A 12,604-nucleotide genomic window follows, 5' to 3' on the forward strand; every position below is an offset into this window, starting at 1 on the left:
AGACCCTACAAAAATAAAAATAAGAGTGCAATATTTTAGCTTGGTCACACCACTACTGTATATTTTATTTGTTGGAAGTCCCTTAACTGGTTTTAATAAATACAAAAATATAAAACATTGAAAATTAAAGTACTAAATTTATTCATTCTTAAGTGTGATGATTGTCTATGTTTTTTCGTCTTTAAAAGAGATTGATGTTAACTAAGATCACTCATGCGTATTCATCATCTCAATTGCGGTTGCATGTGCCCAATTGGTGGGGCACTTTTTGACGGTTTTAGTCGCGGGCTAACAGCTTCTCTCGTTTGTCACTGTCTGCTTGTGGAAACAAATCAGGGACTCGTTCTCGTTGATACAGGTTTTGGTCTGCGTGATATAAATGCATCATTATCAAGACTCAGCCCTTTCTTTATCAATTTAAATCGGATTAAGTTTGAAGAAAAATACACAGCAGTTGCAGCTATTAAGCGACTCGGTTTTAATCCACAGGATGTACGTCACATAGTACTTACTCATCTTGATTTTGATCATGCAGGTGGTTTAGAAGATTTTCCGCAAGCAACTGTACATGTAATGCTTAGTGAGTTTGAAGCAGCGCAAGAACGCCAGGGCTTGATATCATCGCAGCGTTATCGTCCTGGCCACTGGGACGAAGTAAAACACTGGAAGTATTATTCAGCCGATGGTGAACCTTGGTTCGGCTTTGAAGCAGTACGTAATCTCGAAGGACTACCGCCTGAAATTCTTCTCGTACCACTGGTTGGTCATACACGGGGTCATGCAGGTATCGCCATTGAGACATCCCAAGGCTGGCTTTTACATGCAGGCGATGCTTATTTTTACCGACATGAGATTGGCTCTGATCAACGACGGTGTACACCTGGGCTGCGTTTCTACCAATGGATGATGGAAGTAGACCGTAACGCTAGATTATACAATCAAGAAAAGCTGCGGGCATTATCAGTTGATCACAGTAGTGAAGTACGCCTCTTTTGCAGCCATGATGCTATCGAGTTCAAAAAGTTTGCAGAACAAGATAATTCGCATTTACATGTGAACTCAATTTAAAAGAGCTATACTTTCTGGGTGATTGGAAATCGGGTTTACACAGACGCCGGAGGTGGCTTATACCGTTTCACTTTAAGATTGATACAGATGGGCAAGAAAAGTGATGTGTATCAAAAATTTCGTGAAATGGTATTAGAGCAAGATAATTCACCTACGTGGGTTTGAAATTGGTAATCAAGCGATCGCTCATTCCAGGTATGGTAGAGTATTATCCGTCACAATTACTCTACTGCTACTCACTTATGTACTTACCAGTGGTGCTAAAAAACACACCTCGTTTTTTTCTCCTCTTCATCATCAGCATCATTATCTTTGCAGGATTACACATACCGCAGGAGGTAAAAGCGCAGGAATGGCGACCTGTGCGGGGTGGTATCCTTTATGGTATTAGCGGAATGGCACTGGTGGAACAAAAGAATAATTCTCTAGATTTTTTGATTGTTCATGACAATAAAAAAAAGGATGAGGAACGTCTAGCAATCATTCAATTACAGGGTAAACAGTCACTTAAATATTCTCCTGTGAAATGGCAAAATAATGCAGAATTACCGATTGATTTAGAAGCCTTAACACCTGTTCCCGGAAAAAAAAGTTTTATAGCTGTAACCAGTGCTGGAAATGCTTATGAAATTAAGTTAATTGCATCTAATAATATTTTAGTTTTGCAAAAATTCGATTTACCAAAAATTCCTCAAGGTAGTAATTTTGAAGCATTTTCACTGCAAAATATCGATAATAAATTAGTTGCGGTTTGGGCACATCGGGGTGAGGGAAAACAACCAGCAATTATTTATTGGGGAATCCTAGATTTAGATAAAGCCAAAATAACTCAAGTAAATTCTGCTAATTTAACCGTACCATTTCCATCAGGTAATGTACGTCATATTTCTGATTTGAAAGTAGATGAAACTGGAGTTATTTTTATCAGTGCTGCTAGCGATGATGGTAATGACGGGCCATTTAAATCTGCTGTGTATGTTGCTGGTTATGTGGGATTTCGTAATAACAAATTAGCGCTGCAACAAAATTCTCAACTCGTACCTCTATACCGTTCAAATGCTCACAAAATAGAAGCTCTAGAACTCGTTCCAGGTGCTGGAGGTGGTGTAATTTTGGGTACTGACGATGAAAATTTAGGTTCCTATGTGTATGTGATGGGTGAAGCGTAGGTGTTAGATCCCCGATTTCTTCAAAAAATCGGGGATCTCATTATTAATTACACATTAAACCTGAACAACATCACGTCTCCTTCTTGGACAATATACTCTTTTCCTTCACTCCTAACTAAACCTTTTTCCTTTGCACCATTCATCGAACCGCTGGTGACTAAAGCATCATAAGCAACAGTTTCCGCACGGATAAATCCCCTCTCAAAATCAGAGTGAATTACACCCGCAGCTTGGGGCGCAGACATCCCCGCGTTGATTGTCCAAGCGCGGGTTTCTTTAGGGCCGCTGGTGAAATATGTCCGCAAACCTAAGAGTGCATAGGTAGCGCGAATTAATGATTTTAAACCGCCTTCTTCTACACCTAAAGAAGCGAGAAAATCTGCTTTATCCTCTTCTGGTAACTCCACTAATTCCGCTTCAACTTGAGCAGAAACAATCACCACTTGAGCATTTTCTTGAGATGCAACTTGGCGTACTTGTTCAACAAAATCATTACCTGTGGCTAGGTCGTCTTCAGATACATTAGCGGCGTAGATAATCGGTTTGTTGGTGAGTAATCCTAAGCCTTTAATAATGGCTGATTCTTCTTCATTTAAACTCACCTGACGAACTGATTTTCCTTCATTTAAAGCCGCAGCTAATTTTTCCAAAACGGTGATTTCAAACTGTGCATCTTTACTGGTGCGTGCTTGTTTGCGAGTGCGATCAATGCGTCTTTCGATTTGGAATAAATCTGATAAACCGAGTTCCAAATTAATGATTTCAATATCTCGCGCTGGGTCAACAGAACCAGCAACATGGATGATATCATCATTTTCAAAACAACGCACCACATGGACGATCGCATCAACTTCCCGAATATGCGAAAGAAATTGATTACCCAGTCCTTCACCTTGACTCGCACCCTTGACTAAACCAGCAATATCGACAAATTCCACCCGCGCGGGGACAATTTGCTCGGAGTTGGCAATTTTTGAGAGCACATTTAGCCTGTCATCGGGGACTGCGACAACGCCGACATTCGGTTCAATGGTGCAAAAAGGAAAATTAGCGGCTTCAGCCTTAGCGTTAGCCACTACAGCGTTAAATAAGGTGGATTTTCCGACGTTGGGAAGTCCGACAATTCCGGCTCTTAGCATTTTGGATTGGAGGTGGGAGATTTTAGATTAGACTACTAAGATAATTCAAACAGGTGCCGGTATGGTTTGGGGAATCGGTGCGGGGACTGTTTGGGGAATCGGTGCGGGAACTGTTTGGGGAATTGGTTCTGGTGTGGGTTCAGTTGGTGGTAGGGGGTTGGGTTGAGGTGTGGGTATTTGGGGTTCGGGAATGGAGATGGAAAAAGGATAAGTCATGGTCAGGTTCTTGAAGTTATTCGACTTTCCCAACGTAGATGACAACTGCGATTGTTGACATCTCTCTGAAAGATTATAACTTTTGGCGTTATTTTTTTTCTCCCCACACTCCCCACCCCCCCCACACTCCCCATCTCCCCATCTCCCCACCTCCCCACCTCCCCATCCCCCACCTTACTGACTACGCTCGCTGTGCGCCCGGTTGACCGTTTTCTACTACAAAGGAAGCTAGGGTACTGATGGAAGCATTACGGTTGGTGATAGTCGAGACAATGCGGAAATCGCTTTGCCAACGTTGGGGGGTGAGACGACAGCGGACATAACCTCGAAAGGCGCCATCAAAGAATTTTGTGTGGGGGTTGGCTGAAAGCGCAGCTTGGACTGGGGCGATAAATTGGGAGGGGAAGTCAGAGGAAATTGAGGTACAAATAAACTCTGTCCCTACTGTAGCGGAGGCTGGGTTGTCAAAGTCGGCTTTGAGGTCGTGTACCCAACTGGAGTGGATATCGCCAGTGATGACTACAGGGTTGGATGGTTGACGGTGTTGGAGAAAGTTTAATAGCCGATTCCGCGCAGCTACGTAACCATCCCATTGATCCATGTTGAATACTGCTACTTCTGGGCGAGGATCAAAATCAAATTGAGCCAGCATGGTTTGTTGAGCAATTACATTCCAGCGCGATCGCGATTTGTCTAATCCTTGGAATAACCACTGTTCTTGTTCTGTCCCGGTCATGGTCGCATTTTCATCTAAGGCTGCGGGACACCGGGGTTTGAGTCCGTCGTCACAAGGTTGAACTGTGCGATATTGACGGGTATCTAACACGTGGAATTCAGCTAAGTTACCGAAGGTCAACCGCCGATAAAGTTGCATATCTGGGCCGTTGGGCAGGGAAGACGCACGCAAGGGCATGTGTTCGTAGTATGCTTGATAAGCATTGGCACGCCGTGCTACAAATGCTTCTGGGCTTTGGTTCTCTTCTGGTGTCAGGTTAGCGTAGTTGTTCTCTACTTCATGATCATCCCAAGTGACAATCCAGGGGAACGCTGCGTGAGCAGCTTGGAGATTGGCGTCAGTTTTATACAAAGCGTAACGGTTGCGGTAGTCGGCGAGGGTAACGATTTCTGGGCTGTTGTGCTGGCGCGGCCCTGTAGTTTGCGGGCCATATTCGTAAATATAATCACCGACATGCACTACTAGGTCAAGGTCTTCTTCTGCTAAATGCTGGTAAGCTGTGTAGTAGCCGTTTTGCCAGTCTTGACAGGAAACAAAGGCAAAGTTGAGTTGTTGTGCGGTTCTACGGAATGAGGGTGCGGTGCGAGTTCTACCGATGGGACTAACTTCATTACCCACTCTAAATTGATACCAATACCAACGATCAGGATTCAGCCCTCGCACGTCAACGTGTACTGAGTGCGCTAGGTCTGGGGTTGCTAAAGTTCTCCCTTTTTGCACAACTCTTCTCATTTTTTCATCAAGGGCGACTTCCCACCGCACTACAATATTTTCTGGTGGCATTCCTCCACCATTAAGAGGATTGGGAGCTAGTCTTGTCCATAAAACAACGCCATCTGGGAGAGGGTCGCCGGATGCAACACCAAGACGGAACGGATAATCAGAAAATCTCGGTCTGGCGATCGCGGGACTCCATTGACTGGTAACTGCTAAACCTGTGGCGAATCCCGCACCGATGAGGAAATCCCGCCGTTTCCAATGGTTTAATAATGAGCCGTTTTGTGGAAATTTCATCATTCACCCCTAGTCGATTTACTTTGACAGCCCGTTTCCGAGCGCAGCCAAGCTATCAACCTGCATTCAAGCGGCGATTAAGGTAGTGTTAAAAAAACAGAATATTTATTGCAGGGAATGGGGTGGTGGGGTTGGTAGGGGCGTAGCTTGCTTCTCCGTTTCGGAGTACGGCTGTTCGCCCTTATATTTATTGCAGGGAATGGGGTGATGGGGGGATGGGGGGATGGGGAGGTGTGGGGAGTGTGGGGAGGTGTGGGGAGTGTGGGGAGTGTGGGGAGTGTGGGGAGTGTGGGGAGTGTGGGGAGTGTGGGGAGTGTGGGGAGTGTGGGGGGTGTGGGTTTACCGATTGCTCGGTGAAAAAAGGAGGGTCATTTTATGGGAAGATGTCATCAGGCTGGATATCTCCGTGCAAATTTCGTTTCCTGTAGTCAGAAAGTGTATGTCTACAAACAGTTGTGGTTGGGTGTTGGGAATTGTCATAATTTGTGGAAGCAGTTTGGCGCCAAATTGGGCGATCGCTCAAATCACTCCGGATACAAGTTTACCGACCGCTACTCAAGTTGATACCATAGGCAACACGACAAATATTACTGGTGGAACGCAAGCGGGAACTAATTTATTTCACAGTTTCCGCGAGTTTTCTATCCCTACAGGGAACACAGCTTTCTTTCAAAACACCGCAGATATTCAAAATATTATCAGCAGAGTTACGGGTGGGTCACGTTCTGATATTGATGGCTTGATTCGCGCCAACGGCACAGCTAACCTATTTTTAATTAACCCCAACGGGATTGTATTTGGACAAAATGCACGCTTGGATATCGGCGGCTCGTTTATTGCCAGTACTGCTAATATTATCAAATTTGCAGATGGGACAGAATATCGAGTTGCTGACAACGCTTCCCCTTTGTTAACAATCAGTGTTCCTTTGGGATTGCAATTTGGCAGCAACCCCCAAGGTATCACAGTCCGAGGCGTGGGGCATGAATATAATTATCAAGCAGATATTGTTGACCGAATTAATGCCAATCAACCTGGTCTGTTTCTAGATACGCAAAATCCCGGTTTGCAGGTGCGAGAGGGAAAAACCCTAGCACTGGTGGGAGGAAGCGTCTCGCTTGACGGTGCGATTTTGAAAGCACCTGGAGGGAGAGTAGAAATTTTTGGTGCGGGTAGCAATGGTAGTGTTAACCTGCAGCAAGTTACAACAGGTGGGAAGGTGGAGAGCGACCCTTTCGCAGACATCCAAATTGCCAACAAAAGCTGGATTGGGACTACAGGAATTGGCGGAGGGGAAATAGCGCTCACAGGTAAAGACATTCGTTTCGCTTCTGAGTCTATCGTCAGAGCAGATACAACAGGTGGTCAAAATGGGAAAGGAATCAGCATTGTTGGTGACTCTATCGATATCAACCAGTCAAGTCTTGCTGCTTCTACATTTGGTGCGGGTAATGGTGGAGCAATTCTATTTGACGCTAAAAATATTAAATTTGAAAATAGCACTGCAGCATTTACAGAAACGTATTCCACAGCATTAGGTGCGGGAAAAGCTGGAGATGTTACCTTCAAAGCTGATTCTATTGGGACTAATCAAAGTCCAATCAGAAGTAATAGCTTTGGTGTGGGTCATGGCGGAAACATCAATATCAATGCTAAATCTTTGCAGATTAGCTATGGAGGTGGTACTGGTGCTAATGTTTTTGATGCGGGTAATGGCGGAGACACGACGATCAAAGTTGGTGAATTGATCATCAATTTCAGTGGTATTGGGTCAACAGTCTTCACTAGGAGTACAGGCGATGCTGGAAAAGTCAACATCACTGCTGACACTCTGCAACTCACATATGCAGGTATTGGTAATGGTACGCAAAAAGATAGCACAGGTGATGGTGGAGACATTACCTTGAATATTGATCAGATAACCCTCAATGCCGCAAGTATAATTGCTAAATCAGAGGGGACGGGAAATGGAGGAAAAATTAGCATTAATACTAAGAGATTAGAAATAACAGATGGAGGGGAAGTTTCTACAAACACGACTAACACAGGTAAAGCCGGAGAACTAGAGATTAATGTCGCTGGTGATTTCACTCTCAAAAGTGCAATCGTCAATAATATATCAGATGGCACTGGTAGTGCAGGAAAAGTGACGATTCAAGCCAATTCCTTGAATATTGAAGGAGGAGGAGGAATCAATGCGATCGCCACTGATCAAGGTAACGCTGGAGATATTAATATTCATGTGAAAGACCAATTTAATCTTCAGGGTGGTGCTATAAATGCTGGCTCATCTGGTGCGGGAAATGGTGGAATAATCAACATCAGTGCAGGTGATTTTCGTATTATAAACGCGGGAGGTATTAGTGCTAATTCAGCGGGTACAGGTAATGGAGGGAAAATTAACATTAATGTCAATAAATTACACCTAGAAAGCTCACCAATTTCTACTAACACTACAAATACAGCCCAAGCTGGAGAAATTGATATTAATGTTACAGACTCTTTTATCCTCATAAACACGTTTATAACTAACACATCAGATGGCACTGGTAATGGCGGAAAAATCAAGATTCAAGCCAATTCCTTTGATATTGAAGGAGGAGCAGGAATCAATGCGATCGCCACTAATCAAGGTAACGCTGGAGATATTAATATTAATGTGAAAGACCAATTTAATCTTCAGGGTGGTTCTATAAATGCTGGCTCATCTGGTGCGGGAAATGGAGGAAAAATTAACATCAGCGCTGGTAATTTTAATATTGTGAGTGCGGAAGGAATTATTAGTGAGACGCTGAGTACAGGAGCAGGCGGAGATATTAATATTAATGTGAAAGACCAATTTAATCTTCAAACAAGTGCTATATATACAAACTCATCTGATGTGGGGAATGGAGGAAAAATTAATATCAATGCAGGGAATTTTAATATTTTCAGTGCGGGAATTATTAGTGAAGCTAGGAATAGAGGAGCAGGTGGCGATATCAACATTCAGATAGAAAATTTATTTAATATTGAAAATGGGGGTGGAATCAGAGCGATCGCATCTGGTATCGGCGGTAGTGGTACAATCAAAGTCAATGCAGGAAATTTTCAGATAGAAAATGCAGAAATTATTAGTAAGTCAGATAGCCTCCAACCAGGAGGAGATATTAAAATTGATGCGAAAAACTCATTTATTCTGAGTAAAGGTAGTCTATATACTACCTCATCTGGTGCGGGAAATAGTGGCATCATCGACATAATTGCAGGGGGTAAATTTGAGATAAAAAATTCGGGAATTATTACTGAGACTCAGGGTACAGGAAAAGGTGGAGATATTAAAATTGATGTTAAAGAATTAGTTCTTAAAGAGCCTGGAGATAATCCTAATTCCTTGGCTACTAGGATAATGGCTAGTAGTATAAATAATGGCAATGCTGGTAATATAGAATTGTTTGCAGATTATATAGTACTTGATGGTATCGTTGCTGTATCTAGTAATGTAGGTTCTACCGCAGCACCAATAGTTACAATTAATAACCAGGAAAAAACTCCTAAAATTACTGTTACACCTCGTGGGAATAGTAATACTATTTTTCCCGATGCAGTGGGGAACAGTGGAAATATCACCATTAATTCTCAGTCAGTTTCCGTGAAAAATGGTGCTCAACTGACAACGAGCAATTTTGGTCAAGGTAATGCTGGAAATATCAAAATTACTACACTTGATGCCATATTTGATGGCAGAAATTCTACTAATACCAGTGGTGCTTCTAGTTCCATAGCCAAGGATGCAGTAGGGAACGGTGGAACTATTGAGATTAATACCAATAATCTCACACTAACGAACGGTGCTCAACTGACAACGAGCAATTTAAATCAAGGAAACGCTGGTGATATTATAATTAGAGCCGCCGATAAATTTTTCATTGATGGCGTAATTGGACAGAGTTCAAATACAGGTGTGTTTGCTGAGTCGCAAACAGGTCAAGGTGGAAATATTACCATCTCAGCAGACTTAATGGTTTTACGTCGCGGCGGTTTAATATCAAATATTAGCAGAGTTGAAGGTGCGGCGGGGATTGACGGTAATGTGGATATTAACACCAAATTCTTAGTTGCTGTTCCCCAAGAAAACAGTGACATTATTGCTATTGGCTCTGGACGCAATCCTGGGAGTAATATTCAAGTCCGTTCTCAAGGAATTTTTGGTACGCAAATTCGCAAGGAGCAAACACCAGAAAGTGATATTGTCGCCACGGGACAGGCGACATTAAATATACTAGATCCAGACCCCAACAACGGATTAGTTGCTTTTCCCACATATATAGTCGATGCTTCTCGTTTAATTAACCAAAATGTCTGTGCAGCCCGCAAGAATAATAGCAGCTTTACGAGCACCGGACGCGGTGGTTTACCATTAAGTCCTGATGACGTTTTGCGGGGACGGGCGATAATTACTCCTTGGGTGACTTGGACACAAGAAAATGAACAGAGGGTGACACAACAACCAACCCCAGAAGTAATTGTGGAAGCTCAGGGATGGGTAACTAATGACAAAGGTGAGGTGACACTTGTAGCTGCTGTACCCACAGTCACACCCCATCATTTGCAAAACATACCATCTGGATGTCAGGATAATTCTTAAATGCTCGCTCAAAATCAAGCACCTTTATTAGCAGCTCTCAAAGCCAATGCGTCCCGTCTCCACGCTCCCTTTTACACTCCAGGACACAAGCAAGGAAAAGGAATTGCTCAACCTTTAGCAGAGTTATTCGGTGAAGCTGTGTTCCGCGCTGATTTAACTGAGTTAGCAGATTTAGACAATCTTTTCGCACCCCAAGGCGTAATTCAAGCAGCGCAACAACTCGCAGCTCAAGTCTTTGGCGCTAAACAAACTTGGTTTCTCGTCAATGGTTCGACTTGTGGAATTGAAGCAGCGATTCTCGCCACTTGTGGAGTCGGAGATAAAATTATTCTACCGCGTAACGTGCATTCTTCAGCGATCGCTGGTTTAATTCTCTCCGGCGCTATCCCCATATTTATTCATCCTGAATATGATTCAGTTTTAGATATTGCTCATAGCGTCACACCTGAAGCCGTCAAAAGCGCCCTAGAAAAACATCCCGACGCCAAAGCTGTGTTGATAGTATACCCCACATATTATGGTATTTGTGGAGATTTAAGGGCGATCGCTTCCATCACCCATGAATATAATATCCCCTTACTCGTTGACGAAGCCCACGGCGCCCACTTCGCCTTTCATCCCCAATTACCCACCCCCGCCTTAACTGCAGGTGCAGATTTAACAGTACAATCCAGCCATAAAACCTTGGGTGCAATGACCCAAGCATCAATGCTGCATATTCAAGGTAACAGGATAGATAGCGATCGCATTACCAAAGCCTTGCAATTAACCCAGTCTACCAGCCCCAGTTACATCCTGCTAGCCTCCCTCGACAGCGCACGTCAACAAATGGCTTTACACGGCGAAGAATTAATGTCTCGCACATTGCAACTTGCAGACATCGCCAGAACCAGAATCAATCATATCCCCAAATTATCCACACCCTTCTTAACTCCTCAACCATCACCCGGTTTTTTCACCTTTGATCAAACGCGATTAACAGTCACCGTTTCTGACTTAGGCTTAACAGGATTCGTAGCCGAAGAAATTCTCGACCAAAAACTAGGCGTCACCGCCGAATTTTCCTCCCGCCAACACCTCACCTTCATTATCAGCCTAGGTAACACCGCTGCAGATATCGAGCAACTAATCCAAAGCTTCATCACCCTCTCCCAAATCTCCCCGCAAAAAAAGACCCCGATTTCATGGGATAATCTTCCTAGGCTGGATATCCCTGTGCAAATTTCTCCCCGTCAAGCCTTTTTCAGTCCTACAGAAACCATACCACTAGAAAAAACCAGCGATCGCATTTGTGCAGAAATCATTTGTCCCTACCCCCCAGGAATCCCCCTATTAATGCCAGGAGAACTGATTACAAAACAGTCCCTAGAATATCTGCAACAAATTCAAGCACTAGGAGGATTCATCACAGGTTGCGCCGACACCAACCTAACAACTCTCAAAGTAGTCAAATGAAGTATGAAGGATGAAGGATGAAGGATGAAGTATGAAATTACCCTTTGCGTTCCTTCGCGTTAAAAAAAATCCTCAAACCATCTGCAAATGCAACACCTCCTCCTCCAACTCATAACCATTTGCCAAATTCTCAATTGCTCTGTCAATCAAATCCAAACCTTGAGAGACATCATCAACTAAACTTAACTTACCCCGTAAATCAGCCGCACCGACGAAACCCTTAGCGTACCAAGTCATGTGCTTGCGGGCTTGACGGACACCGCGATCGCCTTTATACTCCCATAAAGCTTGTAAATGTTCCCGCGCGCATTCCAACCGCTGAATTGGGGTAGGTGGTGCTAAAAGTTCTCCAGTTTTCAAGAAATGGTCAACTTCTCCCACTAAAAACGGATAGCCTAAAGTTCCGCGAGAACACATCACCCCATCAGCACCAGTTTGTTCTAAACATTTCACCGCTGCTGCTACTGAGAAGATATCTCCATTACCAATGACTGGAATAGTCAGAATTTCCTTGACGCGAGCAATCCATTCCCAGCGAGCATTGCCATTATACCCCTGAGCGCGGGTGCGTCCATGCACCGTAATCATTTTTGCTCCTGCATCTTCCATCCGCTTGGCAAAATCAAGAATCGTAATTTCTTGATCGTTCCAGCCAATACGGGTTTTTACTGTTACAGGGACATCTACAGCCTTGACAACCTCTTTTACAATAGCCTCAGCTACTTCTGGTTGACGCAGTAGGGAAGAACCACCACCATTTTTAGTAATTTTATTTACCGGACACCCCATATTAATATCCACGGTGTCCGCACCTTCTGCAACTGCTTTGACTGCTGCTTCCGCGAGGAAATCGGGACGACAGTCAAATAACTGGATGCTAATTGGTCGTTCGTTGGGGTCTACCTCCATGATTTTCGGTAATTGCTTGACATAATGCAACCCTGTGGCGTTCACCATTTCTGTGTAGAGCATCGAGTCGGGAGCGTAGCGACGCACCAAACGGCGAAACACCATATCTGTTACTCCAGATAAAGGGGATTGCAAAACCCGGCTTTTGACTGCAAATGTACCGATTTTCAGGGGTTGGGAAAGTCTAGCTTGGAGGGTGGGAGATAGAGTCAGCATACGCACAAAGTATGAAGGATGAAGTATGAAGGATGAAGGATGAAGGATGAAGTAT

10 protein-coding genes are annotated in these 12,604 nt (G+C 43.8%); 6 read left to right on the top strand and 4 right to left on the bottom strand.

What is annotated here, in order from left to right; all coding sequences use genetic code 11:
- Nucleotides 1-213: 213 nt before the first annotated feature.
- Both MIC7126_RS0123970 and MIC7126_RS0123975 read left to right on the top strand, forming a co-directional pair.
- Nucleotides 214-1,068 (top strand): MBL fold metallo-hydrolase, encoded by an 855-nt coding sequence (locus tag MIC7126_RS0123970; protein ID WP_026100493.1) that lies wholly within the window; start codon nt 214-216, stop codon nt 1,066-1,068.
- Nucleotides 1,069-1,310: 242 nt separating this feature from the next.
- Nucleotides 1,311-2,237 (top strand): hypothetical protein, encoded by a 927-nt coding sequence (locus MIC7126_RS0123975; protein ID WP_017655673.1) that lies wholly within the window; start codon nt 1,311-1,313, stop codon nt 2,235-2,237.
- Nucleotides 2,238-2,284: 47 nt separating this feature from the next.
- On the opposite strand, the gene ychF is transcribed toward MIC7126_RS0123975, so the two are convergent.
- Complete coding sequence (gene ychF / locus MIC7126_RS0123980; RefSeq protein ID WP_017655674.1) at nt 2,285-3,376, bottom strand: redox-regulated ATPase YchF; 1,092 nt, start codon at nt 3,374-3,376, stop codon at nt 2,285-2,287.
- 45 nt (nt 3,377-3,421) lie between these two features.
- Nucleotides 3,422-3,592: a hypothetical protein gene (locus MIC7126_RS31425; RefSeq protein ID WP_017655675.1), complete on the bottom strand. Its 171-nt coding sequence runs from the start codon at nt 3,590-3,592 to the stop codon at nt 3,422-3,424.
- Nucleotides 3,593-3,630: 38 nt separating this feature from the next.
- On the opposite strand from MIC7126_RS31425, the gene MIC7126_RS30785 reads away from it, so the two are divergent.
- Nucleotides 3,631-3,798 (top strand): hypothetical protein, encoded by a 168-nt coding sequence (locus tag MIC7126_RS30785; RefSeq protein ID WP_154655965.1) that lies wholly within the window; start codon nt 3,631-3,633, stop codon nt 3,796-3,798.
- Here the strand turns inward: MIC7126_RS30785 and MIC7126_RS0123990 are convergent.
- On the bottom strand, nt 3,774-5,342 hold the full coding sequence (locus MIC7126_RS0123990; protein WP_017655676.1) for an alkaline phosphatase D family protein: 1,569 nt from the start codon (nt 5,340-5,342) through the stop codon (nt 3,774-3,776). The genes MIC7126_RS30785 and MIC7126_RS0123990 overlap by 25 nt on opposite strands.
- A gap of 207 nt (nt 5,343-5,549) precedes the next feature.
- On the opposite strand from MIC7126_RS0123990, the gene MIC7126_RS31430 reads away from it, so the two are divergent.
- The 3 genes from MIC7126_RS31430 to MIC7126_RS0124005 all read left to right on the top strand — a co-directional run bounded on the left by MIC7126_RS31430 (nt 5,550) and on the right by MIC7126_RS0124005 (nt 11,424).
- Complete coding sequence (locus MIC7126_RS31430) at nt 5,550-5,699, top strand: hypothetical protein (RefSeq protein ID WP_017655677.1); 150 nt, start codon at nt 5,550-5,552, stop codon at nt 5,697-5,699.
- 82 nt (nt 5,700-5,781) lie between these two features.
- Complete coding sequence (locus MIC7126_RS0124000) at nt 5,782-9,969, top strand: two-partner secretion domain-containing protein (protein WP_017655678.1); 4,188 nt, start codon at nt 5,782-5,784, stop codon at nt 9,967-9,969.
- Complete coding sequence (locus tag MIC7126_RS0124005; protein WP_017655679.1) at nt 9,970-11,424, top strand: aminotransferase class I/II-fold pyridoxal phosphate-dependent enzyme; 1,455 nt, start codon at nt 9,970-9,972, stop codon at nt 11,422-11,424.
- 72 nt (nt 11,425-11,496) lie between these two features.
- On the opposite strand, the gene dusB is transcribed toward MIC7126_RS0124005, so the two are convergent.
- Nucleotides 11,497-12,549, bottom strand: coding sequence for a tRNA dihydrouridine synthase DusB (gene dusB, locus MIC7126_RS0124010; RefSeq protein WP_017655680.1), 1,053 nt, complete (start codon nt 12,547-12,549; stop codon nt 11,497-11,499).
- Nucleotides 12,550-12,604: the final 55 nt, after the last annotated feature.

This window comes from Fortiea contorta PCC 7126 (genome assembly GCF_000332295.1).
Classification (GTDB): Bacteria; Cyanobacteriota; Cyanobacteriia; order Cyanobacteriales; family Nostocaceae; genus Fortiea; species Fortiea contorta.